Annotated in this window: 20 protein-coding genes and 2 CRISPR repeat arrays; of the genes, 10 read left to right on the top strand and 10 right to left on the bottom strand. The window is 43.9% G+C overall.

The window, feature by feature from the left end:
• Positions 1-24: 24 nt before the first annotated feature.
• Positions 25-1,164 (bottom strand): glycosyltransferase family 4 protein, encoded by a 1,140-nt coding sequence (locus tag BLO51_RS02840; protein ID WP_090666648.1) that lies wholly within the window; start codon positions 1,162-1,164, stop codon positions 25-27.
• Positions 1,165-1,328: 164 nt separating this feature from the next.
• Between BLO51_RS02840 and BLO51_RS02835 the strand changes: the two genes are divergently transcribed.
• Positions 1,329-2,471, top strand: a complete 1,143-nt coding sequence (locus tag BLO51_RS02835; RefSeq protein ID WP_090666646.1) for a GGDEF domain-containing protein — start codon at positions 1,329-1,331, stop codon at positions 2,469-2,471.
• Between the two features lie 66 nt (positions 2,472-2,537).
• Here BLO51_RS02835 and BLO51_RS02830 read toward each other — a convergent pair whose 3' ends face one another.
• From BLO51_RS02830 to BLO51_RS02815, 4 genes are all read right to left on the bottom strand, one after another.
• Entirely contained in the window at positions 2,538-2,744 is a 207-nt protein-coding gene (locus tag BLO51_RS02830) for a helix-turn-helix domain-containing protein (protein WP_010498610.1), read from the bottom strand.
• 225 nt (positions 2,745-2,969) lie between these two features.
• A complete protein-coding gene (locus BLO51_RS02825; protein WP_090666644.1) occupies positions 2,970-3,446 on the bottom strand; it encodes a regulator in 477 nt (158 codons plus the stop codon).
• 27 nt (positions 3,447-3,473) lie between these two features.
• On the bottom strand, positions 3,474-3,593 hold the full coding sequence (locus BLO51_RS30050) for a Spo0E family sporulation regulatory protein-aspartic acid phosphatase (RefSeq protein WP_245719514.1): 120 nt from the start codon (positions 3,591-3,593) through the stop codon (positions 3,474-3,476).
• A 400-nt stretch (positions 3,594-3,993) separates the two neighbouring features.
• Positions 3,994-5,286 carry a helix-turn-helix domain-containing protein gene (locus tag BLO51_RS02815; RefSeq protein ID WP_090666640.1) on the bottom strand — a complete coding sequence of 431 codons (1,293 nt, stop codon included), beginning with the start codon at positions 5,284-5,286 and terminating at the stop codon, positions 3,994-3,996.
• 676 nt (positions 5,287-5,962) lie between these two features.
• On the opposite strand from BLO51_RS02815, the gene BLO51_RS02810 reads away from it, so the two are divergent.
• The 4 genes from BLO51_RS02810 to BLO51_RS02795 all read left to right on the top strand — a co-directional run bounded on the left by BLO51_RS02810 (position 5,963) and on the right by BLO51_RS02795 (position 8,797).
• The gene (locus BLO51_RS02810) at positions 5,963-6,529 is read left to right on the top strand and encodes an SdpA family antimicrobial peptide system protein (RefSeq protein ID WP_090666638.1); all 567 of its coding nucleotides are present in this window, start codon (positions 5,963-5,965) and stop codon (positions 6,527-6,529) included.
• The gene (locus BLO51_RS02805; protein WP_090666636.1) at positions 6,514-7,488 is read left to right on the top strand and encodes a sporulation-delaying protein SdpB family protein; all 975 of its coding nucleotides are present in this window, start codon (positions 6,514-6,516) and stop codon (positions 7,486-7,488) included. Before BLO51_RS02810 ends, BLO51_RS02805 begins: the two co-directional genes overlap by 16 nt.
• 128 nt (positions 7,489-7,616) lie before the next feature.
• The gene (locus BLO51_RS02800) at positions 7,617-8,237 is read left to right on the top strand and encodes a sporulation delaying protein family toxin (RefSeq protein ID WP_090666633.1); all 621 of its coding nucleotides are present in this window, start codon (positions 7,617-7,619) and stop codon (positions 8,235-8,237) included.
• Positions 8,238-8,365: 128 nt separating this feature from the next.
• Positions 8,366-8,797: a PH domain-containing protein gene (locus BLO51_RS02795; protein WP_090666631.1), complete on the top strand. Its 432-nt coding sequence runs from the start codon at positions 8,366-8,368 to the stop codon at positions 8,795-8,797.
• On the opposite strand, the gene BLO51_RS02790 is transcribed toward BLO51_RS02795, so the two are convergent.
• Complete coding sequence (locus tag BLO51_RS02790; RefSeq protein WP_143006808.1) at positions 8,794-9,201, bottom strand: hypothetical protein; 408 nt, start codon at positions 9,199-9,201, stop codon at positions 8,794-8,796. The genes BLO51_RS02795 and BLO51_RS02790 overlap by 4 nt on opposite strands.
• Before the next feature lie 25 nt (positions 9,202-9,226).
• Here BLO51_RS02790 and BLO51_RS29655 point away from each other — a divergent pair, with 25 nt between their 5' ends.
• A complete protein-coding gene (locus tag BLO51_RS29655; protein ID WP_217266676.1) occupies positions 9,227-9,547 on the top strand; it encodes a S1 family peptidase in 321 nt (106 codons plus the stop codon).
• 159 nt (positions 9,548-9,706) lie between these two features.
• A complete protein-coding gene (locus BLO51_RS02785) occupies positions 9,707-10,159 on the top strand; it encodes a DUF3221 domain-containing protein (protein ID WP_090666627.1) in 453 nt (150 codons plus the stop codon).
• Positions 10,160-10,442: 283 nt separating this feature from the next.
• Positions 10,443-11,217: a CRISPR direct-repeat array (repeat unit 30 nt; unit sequence GTTTCAATTCCTCATAGGTACATTCGAAAC).
• A 275-nt stretch (positions 11,218-11,492) separates the two neighbouring features.
• Here BLO51_RS02785 and BLO51_RS31355 read toward each other — a convergent pair.
• From BLO51_RS31355 to BLO51_RS30045, 4 genes are all read right to left on the bottom strand, one after another.
• On the bottom strand, positions 11,493-11,591 hold the full coding sequence (locus BLO51_RS31355) for a hypothetical protein (protein ID WP_483825082.1): 99 nt from the start codon (positions 11,589-11,591) through the stop codon (positions 11,493-11,495).
• A 221-nt stretch (positions 11,592-11,812) separates the two neighbouring features.
• Positions 11,813-12,373 (bottom strand): DUF6985 domain-containing protein, encoded by a 561-nt coding sequence (locus BLO51_RS02775; RefSeq protein WP_090666625.1) that lies wholly within the window; start codon positions 12,371-12,373, stop codon positions 11,813-11,815.
• A 175-nt stretch (positions 12,374-12,548) separates the two neighbouring features.
• Positions 12,549-13,454: a phosphotransferase gene (locus BLO51_RS02770; protein ID WP_090666623.1), complete on the bottom strand. Its 906-nt coding sequence runs from the start codon at positions 13,452-13,454 to the stop codon at positions 12,549-12,551.
• A 158-nt stretch (positions 13,455-13,612) separates the two neighbouring features.
• Positions 13,613-13,780: a hypothetical protein gene (locus BLO51_RS30045; RefSeq protein WP_245719502.1), complete on the bottom strand. Its 168-nt coding sequence runs from the start codon at positions 13,778-13,780 to the stop codon at positions 13,613-13,615.
• A 485-nt stretch (positions 13,781-14,265) separates the two neighbouring features.
• Between BLO51_RS30045 and BLO51_RS02760 the strand changes: the two genes are divergently transcribed.
• From BLO51_RS02760 to BLO51_RS02750, 3 genes are read left to right on the top strand one after another with little or no spacing between them, the layout of a single operon-like run.
• On the top strand, positions 14,266-14,877 hold the full coding sequence (locus BLO51_RS02760) for a DUF2239 family protein (protein ID WP_090666621.1): 612 nt from the start codon (positions 14,266-14,268) through the stop codon (positions 14,875-14,877).
• A gap of 54 nt (positions 14,878-14,931) precedes the next feature.
• Positions 14,932-15,372: a DUF1330 domain-containing protein gene (locus tag BLO51_RS02755; protein ID WP_174551185.1), complete on the top strand. Its 441-nt coding sequence runs from the start codon at positions 14,932-14,934 to the stop codon at positions 15,370-15,372.
• A gap of 18 nt (positions 15,373-15,390) precedes the next feature.
• The gene (locus BLO51_RS02750) at positions 15,391-16,281 is read left to right on the top strand and encodes an alpha/beta fold hydrolase (protein WP_090666617.1); all 891 of its coding nucleotides are present in this window, start codon (positions 15,391-15,393) and stop codon (positions 16,279-16,281) included.
• Positions 16,282-16,598: 317 nt separating this feature from the next.
• Positions 16,599-17,030: direct repeats of the CRISPR family, unit length 30 nt; unit sequence GTTTCAATTCCTCATAGGTACGTTCAAAGC.
• Between the last annotated feature and the right edge of the window lie 133 nt (positions 17,031-17,163).

Raw genomic sequence — 17,163 nt, 5'->3', positions numbered from 1 at the left:
CTTGTCTCTCTCCGGCCTAAGCCCTTACTCCGCAGGAGGCGCCTTGCGGTACGTCCGATACACATTTCGGAGTTGCTGAACGACGTGCGTCATCGAGTACGTCTTGAGCGCCTTCTCCAGCGCCACACGCGACAGCTGATACCGGTACATCGGATCGCCGATCACCTTCTCCAGCGCCGTGGCCAGCGCCTGGACGTCATCAACCGGAACCAGCAGGCCGTTGGTGCCATGCTCGATCTGCTCGGCAATGCCGCCGACGTTCGTGCCGACAACGGCCAGACCGCAAAGCGCCGCTTCCGCAAACACCGAACCAAACGCTTCCGCCCGCGAAGGCAGGACAAACACGTCAAAGAACGGTATAAAGTCCTCCGGGTGAAGCATATAGCCGTAAAAAATCGTTTCCTCATAAATCCCGAGCTGCTGCGCAAGCTCCTCCAGCTCCGTACGGATCGGTCCGTCTCCGATCAGATGCAGCACGAACGGCTGCCCCCGACGTTTCAGCTCCGCGCAGGCATGCAGCAGCGTATCAAGCCCTTTGGCGGGCACAAGCCGGCAGACCGTGATCAGCTGTGGCACTTGATTCTCGTGATGGACCGGACGGAACCGCTTCTCATCAAAGCCGTTCGGAATTACCCCGATCCGCTCCGGCTCCTGCACGTACTCGGACAAATACTGCTTGAACGAGTTGGACACCGTAATCAACTGGTCCGCCTTTTCCTCCAGCTCGCGGTAAATCGAGGTCAGGAAGGCATGCTCCGGGCCGTCTGCCGGAATTTTGCCGTTCAGCACAAGCTCTCGCTCATAGCTGGAGTGAACCGTCATGATCAGCGGGGTGTCCGGAAACAGCTGCTTCATGACCAGCCCGGCGATCGGATGGTGGGCGTGAATCAAATCGTACGTCGACTTGATCCGCATCTTCGTCCACCAAATATAATCCTTCATTGTTTGTATGTATTTATCGACCACCGGATGGCCGGCATACGGCTCCCAGTCGAACGTAGAGAACCGAATTTCCCCGGTGCCTTTGCCGCGCACCCGTTTGGGCAGCGAAAAGAGCTCCATCTCCCAGCCCCGCTTGTTGAAGCGGTCCAGCATGAAAGGAACCATGGAAGAAACCCCGCCAGGCTGTTCCGGCGGAAAAAATAACGCTTGAAGAATACGCATCCTACCCACCTCGGCCTCTCCCGTTGTTCGCGAAGCGCAAGGGCGCTTCGTCACTATCATCCTAACAGTTCCGGAATGCGACGACAAGACTTCCCAAAACGAATATATGTTTGGTATAATCAGTACCATGCACCCGTTTACAAAGTGAGGCTTCCGCGCGTTTCATGAACAATCAGACGATTTGGGATTTGATCTTCGGACCGACCGGTTCGATCTTTATGCATTCGATGCTGATCGTCATCATTGCGATGACGTTTATCGTCTCATTCCGACTGTTGCTGTCCCGCCGCAAAATCGGATATTTCTCCATAATCATTGCGCTGTGTATCCTGTTCGTCCAACACGCCCAGCTCATCGAAAAGACCTTGGCTCACGACATAACCCCCGTGCAAGAGTTCATCGCGCTGCTGCTCAAGGTGCTTGCCTTTGTCACGCTCAATATCGGTATTTATCAGCTGTATAACGCAACCCGCAAGCGGGACTTCGTTGTCTTCGTCCTCTTTATCCTATTAACCGCCGTCGTCTCGGTTTCGTACTGGTTCGCTCCGGACTGGCTGCAGGGCAGCGAGGATCATTCCGGATTGCTTCGTCCGCTTGGTATGGAGCTGTACTTGTTTTTGCTGCTGTTCATGAGCTTCTTGCTCGTGAACTCCCGCATCGGCCAGAACGGGAAGTATCAGTTAATGCTGACCGTTTATTTTACGACCCATACGATTCATATGGCCAACGTCTATTTATTTGATAGCAAGCAGATCGCCCTGAAATTTCTGGAGCAAACGATTCCGTTCGTCTTTTATATTGTTCTCTTCCTGTTCATTTTCGAACGGGTCATCGAGATCATGCAGGCCATTTACAACTCCTCCATTACGGACGGGCTTACGAAGCTGTACAACCGGAAATATTTTTACAACCGCGTCACCCAATACGTGCAGCAACGAGCGCCGGTATCGGTCATCTTCAGCGACATCGACAACTTCAAGAAGCTCAACGATACGAAAGGTCACCATATGGGAGACCAAGTGCTTAAGCAGGTGGCGCAGATCGTGAAGGAAGAAACGGAAGACTCCGGTATTTGCGGACGGTACGGCGGGGAAGAAATGGTCGTGCTGGTTACGAACCCGGAAATCGATGCCGCAGGCTTGTCGGAGCGTATCCGAAGCCGTGTGGAGACAGAAACCATGGTAACGTTAAGTATGGGATACAGTATGTTCAAAAAAGGGGTAAACGCGGAGGAATTGATCAAGCAGGCGGATGAAGCGATGTACCGGGCCAAGACGTCCGGCAAAAACAAAGTCGTCGGCTTCTAGGCCGATACCGGTCCGTACGCGCTTGGAAGAAAGGCGGGAAGCCGGCTTCCCGCATCTGTCGCAGGTCTATTCTATGGTGAACAATTCCTCCAGAGGCTGCTCCAAAAGATCGCTGAGCTTCTTCGCCGTGCCCGGGCCAACGGCCTTGACCGATCGCTCCAGCAAGCTGATATAAGCATAGCTCAAGCCCGAAAGCTGGGCCAGGTCCCGCTGAGTCATTCCTTTGACGATCCGGGCTCGTACGATCGCGTTCGTTTTGGCTTTAATTTTCATTTTTGCGGTCCTCCCCCTTGCTGAACAACAACACACTACCATTATAATCAATTTAATTTACTTTTGCAACCATATATGTTTACTTTTGTTAAACTAACTTTATATGTAGTTTCTGTTTTTTACTGTTGATATATTAATATTCATTATCCTGTACCTGTACAAATGCAAAATGGAGGACAGAAATCTATTCCCCCATAATTATAGCTAGCATATAGAATAACGAATTTACGAATCTCCATGATGCCTAAGCAACTGACTAACCCATGATTGCGAAACTCCTAACTTTTGGGCTAATTTTTTTTGCGAAGCTTTAGGGTTTTCCTTTATTGCTTGCTGCAAACGCTCCAATGCTTCTTTCCTTTTTGGAGTCAATTTTTTCCTTTTTGAAAGGTTTTTATTTGCCACACCTAACCGTTCGCGTTCCACCCGTTCAAGGAAAACTTGAAGCGCTGGAAGACTTTGAATACATGACATACAAATATAAAATTTTTTGAAGTAAAAGGTTTGTTCCTTACCTGAGCAAAACAAACACTCTTTTGCTTGATATCTATAAACCATAATCGCCTTTCTCTCGTCATCACAGAAATACTCTGTCATGACATTGGGATGTAAATTCAATACATGCCTAACCTCTGTTGGGATTACTATTCTCCCAAAATTGTCTACCACCCTGACAATTCCCGTTCTTCTGCCATCTTGCATCAACCACACCTCGAACAATAACGATTTCTAGTTTACACATCGCATTTTCCGAATTTGAGCAATTAAAACATATGCGTCTAATTGTTGGCTCAATTGGACCACATATTCACTCGTTAAACTCTCGCCTTGCTGTACGGCCTCTTCCATTTGGTTCAGGATGTTTTTCATTACGTTCTGCAATGTTTCGTCGCTGAAATGGCTACTATCGTATCGGGCATAACCCTCCTTTCTGAATACCGATTCGCACATGGAAATATTCCCCTTTACAACATTAATTTAGGTAACTGGAGTTAGTGTATTATTTATTTCTTTAAAAGGATTAAATAAATTTCAAAGAAATAAAACAAAAAAAACAGGCATATACTCGCCTGTTTTGTGCAGTTACTTTTCAATTATTTATATCAATAGCCGGGATCGTCAACATAAGATCTCGCTACTGGTTTGTTACTTTCGGGATGAGCCAAAATAAAATCATGATTTGCGATGGTCAATGAGCATGTCATTATTATTGAAAACGTTGCAATGCACATGATAAGCCTTCTCATAGTTAAGCCTCCCCTTTGTTTATGATTCCATTATATACCTTTTTTGTCTCTTCTAGAAGCCCTAAGTCCAGTATATTTTTATTAGAACTCAAAGAGGAAAAAATGTCATAAGAAAGTTCGACGATATCTTGATAAGAGCCAATTTTGCCATAATAATTTACGCTTTTTAAGTAGGTCTCTATCGCTTGATTAGTCAGACCCTTTTTAGTAAAAAATGTACCTTTAAACTTGTAATACTTTCCCATTTCAGAATATTGATAAGGTGTTGCATTCTCGAAAGGAAAGAATTGTTCTTCATCCGAGTTAATCAGTTTTTCTATTGAGTCATCATCATTCATCTGTAACAATACTTCTAATAGTAAATTCAATCTAGGTAGACGTTTATCCCCCTGCGCTTCATCTAGACATTCCCACAATAACGGAAGAGATTCCACATATCTATCGGTTCGTGCTAGAATCATGGCACGAAAGATTTTCAAACGATCAATGATAATTTGATAATTCAACTTATCATAGAGTTGGATATGTTCCTCCAAAGCATTATAGTTTCTTTGGTACCAAAATGAATTACAAATTGCTAAAGCAACCTGCTCTTTGAGTCCATTATGTGTAGTATCTACGGCATGGCCCGATTTCCCTAATTCAATGCACTTATCATATTTTTTAAGAGCATAGGCATGAAGTGCCATGCGGTAATAATATATACACTTCTCTTCTTTTGCTAAAAAATCAGTGTAATGAATAACTTCTTCGCCTTCTCTAAAAGTCTCGTCTAGCAAAGATAAATTGCTTCGATTAATCAAATATTTTTTAAAAGTACCTTTGCCAACAAAACAAGGCAATCCACGTTCTCTGGAATATTTAATAATTACCGTATAAAGAAGCACTTTCAGCTTGTCTTCATTTAATGTTTCCGTAAAATCAAACAATCGCTGAAGTGATTCTTCCGTTTTCTTTTGAGATGATTGTAGTAGCCTCAATGCTGTCATGGAGATTAAAGAATCATTTTCCCCTGTGGCAACAGTATCTCGCAATATTTCAAATAAGGTTTCTGTTCCTTCTTCTTCTTCTATGTAAGCCTTTATGATCTGTTCGTAATGAACTGGCAAGGCTCGAACCAAGGCTTTCACCGTCTTATATTCTGGATGTTTTGTGGCCCCCGATTCAATTTTATGAAGCACTGCGCTGCGAACACCTGTTAGTTCCTCAAGATTCGCATATGTCAAATTTTTCTCTTTTCTAAGTTGGAAGATGAAATCTGCGATGGTGTTATTCCGATGCTTAATATCCACCATAATACATTACCTTCCTTTTATTCAATATTATACATTGGTCGATTATAGCAAAATGCGTTTTGTTTTACAATTAATTGATTTTTATGATATTCCCCTAATTTCGTCCGAGATACAACGGTTCGATAAATTTCTACATAGTATAAGTGATTATTTGGTAATAACTGAAATTACTCGGGTAATTTCAAGTAATCGCTGTAATAAAAATAGATATTAATTCCTATAGCATATTTTATGAGATTATGATAAATTATGTTTGAATGATGAGGTCGCGACGAATTGTTCGCAGATTAATAATCTAAGGAAGTTGCTTGAATTGAAGCCAGTTAAATTTCTTTTGTTTTTACTTTGTTTGTTTTTAGTATCTGCGAGTGCGGCTTCTGTTCATTTCTCTTATTCTCCTCAGCGACACATCACAAGTACTCATTCTTCCGATGTCAATGAGTATTTTTGTGTTGATGCAACGGATTCAAATGTCCCAATCTCAACTGTGGATGCATACAAGGCAGTTAAAGAAGTGTTGTATTCATAAAATTATGATGGCCTGGCAAATAAAAAGATTTACTTCTTACAAGGAGGGGCAGGAGAAACAGCTTGCAAGAATATGACAAGTGAACAACTGTCTGCCCGATTTAGTCCCACTGCTCAAATAACTGGAAGGAAAGGAGCTGGTACTGGAATGAACTCCCCTGCTGATGCGCGGAAACTGCACTATCGTTTGGGGGCCTTTGCGGTTTTGGTCAGCTTGCTGTGGCTATTCGTCTTTCTGCTCTCTATTACGTCATCCATGCCTGTGAATCCTGTGTCCCAACTGATCCCCGACTTGAATGCGTTTAAGTCCGTGTTCCCGCAAGGGTGGGGATTTTACAGTAAAAATCCGAGAGACGACCAGTTGCTCGTGTACGATCTATCGACTCAACGCCCAACAGTGAACTGGCCTAACAACCGGACGGAAAATTGGTTCGGCATCAAACGGTCGGGAAGGGCGCAAGGATTGGAAGTGGGGCTAATCCAAGCCTCCATTAAAAGCGATGCGTGGACCAAATGCTCAAAGGAACCGTCAATATGTTTAACGGAATCACAAGCTAAAATAAGCGTTATCAATACCTCTCCGAAGCCCACGCTATGCAACGAACTCGGTCTTGTGCTGCAACAACCGGTTCCGTGGGCATGGAGCAAACAAAAAAATAATATCGTGATGCCATCAAAAATTGTAAGGGTGTCGGTCCAATGCTCGAAAAAATAGGAAAATACACTTTACACACGTTGTCGTCGGTATATCCATGGACAAACGTTTACGGTTTGGCAAGAACTTTGTTGGCGGTATCTACCTTGCTGACGCTGTTGCTGAATGATGCGACCATATTTTTTCGGCCTGCCGCCGGCATTGCCGAATATCCCAATTGTTCTTATAACCTTAGCATTTTTTGTACGGTACCGAACGAATATTCTTATTTAAATCTGATTCGATGGCTTTGTATCGGGATTCTTCTGTTGGTTGCCATCGGCTGGAGGCCAAGAATCACGGGAGTATTCCACTGGTGGATTGCACACAGCATGCAGACCTCGGCGTTGACGTTGGATGGCGGGGAGCAAGTCAGTGCGGTGCTTACGTTGCTTTTATTGCCCCTTACGTTAACAGACTCCAGAAAATGGCACTGGGAAAATATCGATGCTCAAACGCAAGCCGACCAAGTCCGAAGCGGCGCTGTGCTTCCGCATATTGTCGCGCTATTGACCATTGTTGCCATCCGTTTTCAGGCCTCCATCCTTTATTTGAACGCAGCTGTCGCAAAGTTAAAACAAGAAGAATGGATTGACGGCACCGCCACTTATTATTTTCTGAACGATTCCCTGCTTGGCATGCCGCCCTTGCTGATTAAAGCGACCGAATTTGTTCTGAATACAAGCTTGGTAGTCATACCTACTTGGGGAACGTTTGTCGCGGAAATTCTCTTATTCGCAGCTTTGTTTGTGCCAAAGCGTTATTGGAGCTATTTTTTGTTCCTGGGCTTTGCTCTTCATGGAGTGATTGCAATCATGATCGGTCTGTACAGCTTTTCGTTGATTATGTTCGGCCTGCTTATCTTGTATCTGAGGCCGGTTGAACAAGAATACCGCTTCCGTAGCTCTCTCAAAAGATTAAGAACATGGAGTCTTACCCGTCGTCGGCGGGCGGCCCCTTCGTTTGACGAAGCTCACTAAAGCCTCACACGATAAAAGGCAGGCCACGGATCTGCATCAAGGGCTTACATACGCATAAAATGTGAGGAATGCGGTGGGAAAATATTCTTTTTAGGGAGGTATGATCCTTGATCCTTATCAGGTCAAAAATGCAGGCGATCATCGCAGCTATGCTGGTTTTCGTATTGGCAATCGGCACGTACACATCCGTGTGGGCGAAGTCGGGCGAACGTAGAGCGTTTACGGGAGAAGAAATGTTTGTCGGCATTGTTTTCGGGCAAGGACCGGTAAGCAATCTTTTTCCGGAAATATGGCCAACAAACACTCTGAAGGATACGAACAGTGAAGAAGCGAAGAAATGGGTCGCCTTAACCGTCGCGGACATGAAACAGAGCTCGCCCGCCTTTTTTGACGAGTTTGAAAAGGCCGTTTACAGCAAAGATTACGTGGCCATTGATCAAGCCTTCATCAAAGGCGGAACCTTGTTGAATGAAGCGATAAACAGACAAGGCCTCATGTACCAGAATGCCGATGATCCCACGGTAAACGCATTCGCGGCAGGGGTTGTTGTCATGATAGGCGCAGGCGTCTATAACTATGCGGCCGTAGTTCATACCGCGGCGGCGGGCGTTCAGGTGGTGGCCGGATTTGCTTATTGGGTTTATAACAAAGTGAAATTTTGGCCTAAAGCGGAAATGACCGCTTCTTCTCAGCTTGAAAAAGAATTATTTGTAAATAAAGTGATTGACAGACTTTCGAGTCAGCAGTAAGTTAAACGTAGCAACTCAATATCCGTGGTCTGCCGGGGATCGGGGGCATCTCAGTATGCTCCCCGATCCTGCTGTTTGTTTTTTCTGCGCATGGGAATGCTGGCGAAGTCATTAGGGAGGGGAACCAGGTGCGTTTTGAACCTCAAAGGGACGCAGCATTTGCGTTCTTGTTCGGCATCATTGTTTTACTTCTTCTGGCTGTTATCGTTGCCATTTGGTTTGCTCCAGCGACGCTTGGAGAAAAAATTCCGCTGATTTTGGTTATTATGGTGTTTGAAACGTTTTTCTTGCTGGTTTGGTATAATACCCATTATGTCATAACAGACACGCATGTCATTATTGTACTCGGTATTTTTAAAAGTAAAATTCCGCTGGATTCCATCACGTCCGTAACAAGCATAAAAACGCTGCTGGCGGGACCTGCCTTTTCCACGAATCGGCTTAATATCCAATATAACAACGGAATGAGCTTTGCGCACGTTGCGCCTAAGGACCGGGAAGCATTTGTGTCCGCGCTGCGGAAGCACTCTTCCGACCGCATTCCGATTAAGCTGGATTAGGACGGAGATGCAAGCCAATATAAGCTAAATCCAAGAATGGAGTCTTCAGCATTTGAACTGAAGACTTCTTTTTTTGAGATGAATGCATCAGATAAAACTTTTTCTTTGTTTACTTTGATGATAACTATATCAAAATGTTTTTGTGGTGTCTGTGGGCGATAGGGTAAAAGCTCGGCTTCAGAATCTAAAATTTCAGCAATTTCTTTCATGTTCTCAGTTTGTAAATAAATGTCCAAAAGTTCAATTACCAAATGTACTTTGTTTTCCTTACCAAGTTCCTTTATATAGTTTTGAAGCATAGGCACAGCTTTATCATATTCTTTCTTCCTTGCCTTTAATTCCGTATCCTTTTTCTCCAAAAGCACTCCAGTTTTACACAGTTGAATACATTCGTCAAACGCCACAGCTTACATCTATGCCTATAATCAATTGAATTTTTCAAAAGTATCATTTGTTGAACAAGTAGATCAAGAAACTGTAGGTCAAACCGTATGTATTTCAGCAGGTTTCTCAGACAATACAAGTTGTGGTACATTAGAATCAAGAAACTGGTCTGGTGAATTCAAGGACACAGGTTATCATACTAATTTAAGAAAAGCTAGTTATTCTTCGATGAAGGGAGATAGCGGCTCAACGATCTGGGCTGGATTTACACTTATGGGGGTTCACACAGGTTCTGGTGGAATTTATACGCATGTCCAAAATGCAATAAATGCTATGGGGATATATCCGATTACAACTAGTCCATAGTATTGCTTTTTATCAGGTAGCTACTTTTTTAGTAGCTACCTGAAATTGTCCTACTTACCTTGATAACATGGGGATGATAAATTGAGATATAGTTTTCTTTTTTTCTCATTTTTATTATTCGTCATTGTAACAGGTTGTGCAGAAAAAGAAAGGAATGTTATGACGGGGATCATTGCTAAACTGGAAGAAAACTCCGTTTTAGTTATTGAAGAGAAAGCAAAAGAACCGAGAGCAATATCTGTATCCATTTCTAAAGCAAAAATCATTGATGAAAAAAAAGGATATCTTGAAAAGAATCAATTAAAACTAGGTATGGAAGTTGAAGTATGGGTTACGGGTGCAATCGCAGAATCCTATCCTGAACAGGCAATAGGTTCTAAATTGATCATTAAATCACAAACAAACAACACTGATAGTTCAATAAGCCGTGCAACAGCAGTAGAAAAAGCTTTAAGATTTTCAGAAACCATAGTAGATGTGCCTTATATAAGGAAGGTTCAATTTAATGCTGATTTAAAGCAATGGACTATTGAGATTGGTAGCTTATTAGAAAAGGAAAGGGTAATCCCAGTAAAAATTAACTCCGACTCTGGCGAGGTTATTACAAAATAAAGTAGGGAGTGTTAATCACTCCCTCATGCTATCTTCATCCAGAAAAACAATCCCCATCGATGTGACGCGTTTCTTAAAAAATCCACCAGTACTTTTATACCGAATATTCGGTATATCCATCCTCATTAATAGACAAACCTAGCAAATATCCTCCAAACACAGCTCCGCCATCTATCCCGATTAATGTTTTACATGGAGAAAACCAGGCTTCAGGTGATCTGTTTTGGTTCAAAATTTGAGTTCGTGTTTGGCTATGGTCTAAAATGCCGAAACTGGGAAAAGGGTTTCAATTCCTCATAGGTACGTTCAAAACGATTGAACATATACTAGAAGAAGAGAGCGCCAGCGAAGTTTCAATTCCTCACAGGTACGTTCAAAACGATGACCTCCCTTTCTGAACCCGGGCATTTCTATGCCCAGTTTCAATTCCTCATAGGTACGTTCAAAACCTTGAGAACACACGCTTTTCCTCATAGGTCCAATGCTGGTTTCAATTCCTCATAGGTACGTTCGAAACTAGGTACTACAACTTCTTGAAGCTGGATAACACTTTTATGTTTCAATTCCTCATAGGTACATTCGAAACCTGGACCGAGATGGATCTGAGCGAGTACACCAAGAAGCGTTTCAATTCCTCATAGGTACATTCGAAACCATATAACGTCCTCCTTGTCGCCCCCATTAAGCCATGGTTTCAATTCCTCATAGGTACATTCGAAACGCAGATGATCGGGAGACTGAATACAAGCTCCAAAACGAGTTTCAATTCCTCATAGGTACATTCGAAACGACATGATCGTGATCTGGCGTTTGGATCGCCTCACACGGTTTCAATTCCTCATAGGTACATTCGAAACTGGCGAAGAATGGTCCTGATGGTGTTGCTGATTTATGTTTCAATTCCTCATAGGTACATTCGAAACTCAATTTCGTGGTCACCAGATTGGTATTTGCTCCAATGTTTCAATTCCTCATAGGTACGTTCAAAACTCAATTCATCTTCGGCCGGACCAAATGGAGTGAAAGACGTTTCAATTCCTCATAGGTACGTTTAAAACCCATAAAAATCCCGCTACAACGCCATTTCCACATATTCCACACTCTCGTATCTCCAACAGCTAACGCTACAAACCCTTCTGCCGCGAAGCTTTCGTTGTCGTCGACCCCCGGGCTTTTTTGCAGCATTGGGGGTCGACGACAAAAAGCATAGTTAAATTATAAGGCTTTGTCCGTCTTTTTCCAAGCCCATGATCTCCCGACTTCGTCAACCCCGACAATCGTACGTGCGGTAGATTGGCTCAATTCGCCACGTTCCAGCATTCCAAGAAGTGGTTCAGGCCAAGGCTTGGGTAACGCCGAGCTTTTGGGCGATATCCCCTTGTTTCATCTGGAATTCCTTCATCATCCTGTCGATCTCACGAGCAACACCGATCGGCGGGAGAGGTGTGAATCCAGAAAGAGGAGCTTCGAAGCTCCTCTTTTCACTTTATTGCTTTAATTTTTGCGCATATTGCACGAGTTTGTTGAACTTTTTTAATTTTATCCGCACAAAATTTCTGCTCCCCAAAGAGCGGCCATATCAGACAAACAATTTTTACTCCGTGCTAGCACGACAGAACAAACTGGAACAGGATATAGCCTAAAAAGTCATGACTATTCCCAGTTTGGAACACCAAATACAAAATTTCCTTCATTATTCTTGTAGGCATCAAAATCTTCCCAAGCATTGAGTTGAAAATGAACCATTCCTACACCAACATAAAGAACTTCACTATTTCTAATTATCCAAGACATTCCGTGTTCGACGTCCCAATCACAATGCAATTCAACTGTATAAGCAGTATCACTGCTTTTAGGCTTATCGATGTCTATACAAAATGGTTCTATATAATATAAAAGCTCGTTAAGTTCTTTTATTTCGGGTAACTCTTCCCCATAATAATCACAATATTTAAGACAAAATTGCCATGAAGATTCCAACAACTTGCAGATAGTATCTGGACTTAAATTATTAAAGTGTTTGGCACATTGTTCTGCATAAGCTAAATCTACACCATCATTCATACGAACTGTTATTTGAGCAGATTTAAATGGTGGTTCTACTATAACATCACAACCATTTTTATCATATTTTATTTTTTTAAAATTAGTTGATACAAACTCACCCAATTGGATGTCTGCGTCTTTTTCGGTAATTTTTATCAATTGATCCAAATTAACACCTCATTTTTTAGATAATATAAATTTTGTTCCAAACACACTTCACGAAATGATTGAACTATCCTGCCCGTTGACGTAAAGAAACTGCCGATCATGTGCTGGCATCTTCGTCATGGTTGTTTAATTAGCCATAGTATCCCTTTAATTGAATAAAATGTGTTTACTTGTATTAACAGTTCTGGGTTAGCTCTTTGTACAACCGCCTGACGGATGGAATTAATCCAGGCCCATATTTTTGTTGTTGTAAATCTGCGACTTCTTGTTCTGTTACAAGTTCTGAAACTAGATAAGCTATTTGACTGCTTTTTATGTAATCCTTATCGAATTTTCTATTAAGTCCTTTGAAATACTCGTCCCAAATGATGTTTGATTGGCTTGATAAACCGTCATCAGATAAGATCATATTAACTATTGAGATGCCACCTACTCCCCATAATGCATCTCCCCAATCAATTATCATAACATTTTCATCTTTTACTGCTATATTTCCTGACCAAAAATCCTTATGAACGCACGTAGATGGAATACTATTCAGATTTTTCACATGATCATCATAATAGTCAGAGCTTATGGATAAAAGTCGTTGAATTATTTCGGATTCTTCAGCATTAGAAAACTTTAGGGCCCACCTGCCTACATTATCCACTGCTTCTTGTAAACGTTGGGCCTCACACTGTGGCAAAAATTTTGAAATGAAAGAACCTTCATTAAACGTCATTCTCTGCAGTTTTCCCAAATTGAACGCTGCCTTTAAAGCATACTTCACCTCAATTCCTTCATAGTAGCATGTTCCTGCGTTTGTAACTAGAAACCATCGCCATGTAGATTCCGGGATCAAATCATCGTTGATAACTTCAGGTACAATGTTAGGTGAAAGTATATGAAGATGTTTTGTTACCAACGCTTCTTTCCGTTGCCGAGGAGTGCCTTTAAGGAAATAAGTCGAGTTATTATTTAGCGATATTTTATAGCACTGTGACCATGCACTATGTTCCCAAGGTACATCGATGTTTTTTACTAAACCATGAAAAATTTCTTTCGATTTACTAAGAGCTTTTTGAGAATCGTTATCCATAATAACCCCCTAAGATCAACTACTGTTTATTTCTCAGCTGTTGCTGCATTATCCTGCCCAATAGCTTAACAAGGCTGCCCGCCTCGTGATGGTTAAAATGGCGTTATCGTACCCGTCGTAATGAAGCCCCCTCCAAACCTTCGTATATTGTCCTGAGGTTACGGAAAGTCCAGCTCGCCATCGATGACGCGGAACATCTCCCTATTCCGCGCCGGATACCGGGCATCCAGCTCCTCCCACTGCCGCTTCGGTAATATCAAAAATTCGTGGGTATCGGAAAGATACGAGGCTGCAAACAGACGAATTTCGTATTTGTCCCTGATCAATTCCTGGAACCCGCGAATCGTGATATAGCATGATTTTCAATAAATTGTTGAAGCTGTCGCTCGTCTCCTTCGAATAGAAACGTCAGCTCACTGTCGCTCGGCATTCTCATCCCATTATCCTCCCTGTGTTCACCCAATTGGTACTACTGCACCAACTAACACTAAAACTGAAAAAAGATATTTCATATGTCATTCCACACTCTTTTCCGTCTTGATTTACATACGCAATTCTCAGGTATAAGTTTCCAAGTTGCTGCATTAATCTGCCCGTTAGTTGAAAGCTGTAGCTCTTCTTTAATACCTTTCCACTCGACAGTAACATTGATTATTTCGTCGCTCCGCCCTCAACAGCGCGGTTCCTCTTAGGCCGTGTCTTTTGCATTTATTCCCTCCATAACGAACGAGAAAATACATTTTATCCGGGTAATATTGATTTTTATTTTTATCCGGGTATAATTGGTGAGGCAATCAGAGAGGAGGTCAGCATGAGTAATACCCTAACGCGCTTTTACTGCACGGCATTTTTGGGTGTGGGAGTCGTCGCCAGTGGTTCGTTACAGCACGTTGTTACTACAGTGAAGGATGCTCTGGATGACAGAGACCTCACACAGTTGCTTTTATTTGACGATTCCACGGGGAAGCCAGTAGATGTTGATTTTCGTGGGAAGACAGATGATGTGCTCAAACGATTAGAAGAACAGTTTGGTGACTTACCCGGTACGGAAGTGAATCACCAGCCTACACGGCGGGTCGGTCGACCCAAGCTGGGGGTTGTTTCCGGTGAGGTTACGTTATTGCCACGGCATTGGGAATGGCTCAAGAGTCAACCTGGAGGGGCGTCGGTAACATTACGAAAACTCATTGATGAGGCTCGCCGTGCTGGAGAAAAACAGAGCAATATCCGAGAGTCACAAGAAGCAACATATAACTTTATAACAGCTATGGCCGGGAACTTCCATCAATACGAAGAAGCTCTGCGGGCACTGTATGCTGGTGATTTGGATCGTTTTTACCACTTCATCGATGACTGGGCACCTGATATCAGAAACCATGTCAAAAGATTAGCCGCTAATGCGTTCCCTGAAGAGAACTTATGAATGAAGGCATTTGGAGGGTAAAGAATTAAAAAAGGAACTACGAAAGGAGCCGCTATGACAGAGTTTGAATCTATTCGTTACATCGAACCATCGCAACGCGCTAGCATGAGGTTCATGCAACGAGGCATTGAGGGCAGCATCGTCATGTTGAACCTGCTGCGTTTTCGTGATGTTGCCGATTACACAGCCAATCCTGAACTAACACCGGAGGACCCAATCAGCGGTGCCGAAGCTTTCAACCGCTATATTGAGCACACCCTCCCATTTCTCCGTGAAAGTGGAGGTGAAATCATGTTTCTTGGCGATGGCGGAGAGTTTCTTATCGGACACGAAGACGAAAGATGGGATCTTGTTATGCTGATCCGCAAGAGCAGCTCGCAGTCGTTTCTTGCTTTTTCAAGTCATCAAGACTACCTGGCCGGTATCGGGCATCGGACTGCAGCGATCGAAGATTCACGCCTTCTGCCTATGGCAGAACTTCCGATACCGAATTAATTGGAGGAGAACATGATCATGAATATTCTGAAAGTCAACGGCGTTGATTTGGCCTATGACAGTTTCGGTAACGAAAATGACGAGGCTATTATCCTAATCGCCGGGCTTGGAACCCAGATGATTCGATGGACGGTTCCGTTTTGTCGGATATTAGCAGCGCGGGGCTTTCGCGTAATCCGCTTTGACAATCGCGACGTAGGTTGCTCGACACACTTTAGCCATTATCGGGCGCTGGATTTTGACGCACTGGCGACTGCTCTCATGTCAGGACAGCGACCGGACATCCCTTACACTCTCGATGACATGTCCAACGACGCTATCGGACTGCTCGACGCCCTTTCAATTGACCGGGCACATTTCGTTGGCAGGTCGATGGGCGGAATGATCGCCCAGATTGTAGCCAGTGAGTACCCTGAACGGGTTTTATCACTCACCTCCATTATGTCTAGTTCCGGTAATCCCACCCTTCCGCAAGCTTCCCCGGATGTCATGGCGATGATGACTAAACCGGCGCCGAACCCCTTTGAGGATGAAGCAGGATTTTTGGCGCACAGCCTCTCTTTTGCCAAACGCATCGCTGGCACTGGCTATCCGTTTGAAGAAGACGCTTATCGGGCACTCATTCTGGAGGAAGTCCAGCGAGCCTACGATCCAGGCAGTGTCGGACGACAAATTGCTGCGATCGCTGTCTCCGGTGACCGTCGTCCGCGGCTGGCGACCATAAAAGTACCAGCACTTGTCATTCATGGGGTGGACGATCCCCTGTTCGTCCCGGCGTGTGGCGAGGACACGGCTTCTGCCATCCCGGGCGCCGAGCTAATGTTGGTTGACGGCATGGGACACGACCTGCCGCACCAACTGTACAAAGTAACCGCTGATGGCATAGATCGAACGGCTCGTCGCAATTGACACGCGCTTCCTGAATAGCAACCAGCCGGAGTCCCGCGGCGCCCAATGGGACGAGTAGGCCCAGGGGCGCAGCGCTGATCAATTTGCACCCTTGGCACATACGACCCGGGTGGAAGCGGCGGTGCTCTTGGAACGGTTGTTAAAGCAGCTCCATTTGAACGTATATGTGGAAACGATCGAATAAGCGCCGGTTTCATGATAACATCGTGAGCCGGCGCTTTTTTTGTGGGGATTTTTCCAAACACGATGGTCAGATTCAGAAACGAATTATTCAAGTAACGGGCACATGCAGAGTGAATAAATACGTGGTAAGCCCAGTTTCAATTCCTCATAGGTACGTTCAAAGCCTTAAATAGACTAAGAGGGTGCAATGATGGCGATTAAGTTTCAATTCCTCATAGGTACGTTCAAAGCGCTCAGACGGCAAATGGAGGCGGCTAAACGGGAACGGGTTTCAATTCCTCATAGGTACGTTCAAAGCTCAATTTCAAATTTCGCTCTTATTCTATGGTCCTGTTGGGTTTCAATTCCTCATAGGTACGTTCAAAGCTATGAATTTTGATATTCCTGCTGGATTCGGAATGGTGTTTCAATTCCTCATAGGTACGTTCAAAGCGCAAGGTCGAGGGGATTTTAAGCCTGCGCTCAGTTCGAGTTTCAATTCCTCATAGGTACGTTCAAAGCCATGCTAATCCGGTAATTTGTCGGTAAAAAAACGGGTTTCAATTCCTCATAGGTACGTTCAAAGCCCATAAAAACCCCGCTACAACGCCATTTCCACATATTCCCTAAATCCCCAGTCAAATTATAACGAGGCAGGCGCTGAGATTTCCAGCGCTTCATAAAGTTCAATCTGGCGTCTGGTGATCTCTCCGAATTTTA

The sequence above is a fragment of the Paenibacillus tianmuensis genome (assembly GCF_900100345.1).
GTDB lineage: Bacteria > Bacillota > Bacilli > Paenibacillales > NBRC-103111 > Paenibacillus_G > Paenibacillus_G tianmuensis.
Note: the sequence above shows the minus strand (reverse complement) of the source record. Positions and strands in the feature narration are given on the sequence as shown.

What these genes read in the sequence shown, in the direction of transcription:
- BLO51_RS02840 (WP_090666648.1), bottom strand. Translation starts at nt 1,164, where the DNA reads ATGCGTATTCTTCAAGCGTTATTTTTTCCGCCGGAACAGCCTGGCGGG.
- BLO51_RS02835 (WP_090666646.1), top strand. Translation starts at nt 1,329, where the DNA reads ATGAACAATCAGACGATTTGGGATTTGATCTTCGGACCGACCGGTTCG.
- BLO51_RS02830 (WP_010498610.1), bottom strand. Translation starts at nt 2,744, where the DNA reads ATGAAAATTAAAGCCAAAACGAACGCGATCGTACGAGCCCGGATCGTC.
- BLO51_RS02825 (WP_090666644.1), bottom strand. Translation starts at nt 3,446, where the DNA reads ATGCAAGATGGCAGAAGAACGGGAATTGTCAGGGTGGTAGACAATTTT.
- BLO51_RS30050 (WP_245719514.1), bottom strand. Translation starts at nt 3,593, where the DNA reads ATGGAAGAGGCCGTACAGCAAGGCGAGAGTTTAACGAGTGAATATGTG.
- BLO51_RS02815 (WP_090666640.1), bottom strand. Translation starts at nt 5,286, where the DNA reads ATGGTGGATATTAAGCATCGGAATAACACCATCGCAGATTTCATCTTC.
- BLO51_RS02810 (WP_090666638.1), top strand. Translation starts at nt 5,963, where the DNA reads ATGAACTCCCCTGCTGATGCGCGGAAACTGCACTATCGTTTGGGGGCC.
- BLO51_RS02805 (WP_090666636.1), top strand. Translation starts at nt 6,514, where the DNA reads ATGCTCGAAAAAATAGGAAAATACACTTTACACACGTTGTCGTCGGTA.
- BLO51_RS02800 (WP_090666633.1), top strand. Translation starts at nt 7,617, where the DNA reads ATGCAGGCGATCATCGCAGCTATGCTGGTTTTCGTATTGGCAATCGGC.
- BLO51_RS02785 (WP_090666627.1), top strand. Translation starts at nt 9,707, where the DNA reads ATGACGGGGATCATTGCTAAACTGGAAGAAAACTCCGTTTTAGTTATT.
- BLO51_RS02770 (WP_090666623.1), bottom strand. Translation starts at nt 13,454, where the DNA reads ATGGATAACGATTCTCAAAAAGCTCTTAGTAAATCGAAAGAAATTTTT.
- BLO51_RS02760 (WP_090666621.1), top strand. Translation starts at nt 14,266, where the DNA reads ATGAGTAATACCCTAACGCGCTTTTACTGCACGGCATTTTTGGGTGTG.
- BLO51_RS02755 (WP_174551185.1), top strand. Translation starts at nt 14,932, where the DNA reads ATGACAGAGTTTGAATCTATTCGTTACATCGAACCATCGCAACGCGCT.
- BLO51_RS02750 (WP_090666617.1), top strand. Translation starts at nt 15,391, where the DNA reads ATGAATATTCTGAAAGTCAACGGCGTTGATTTGGCCTATGACAGTTTC.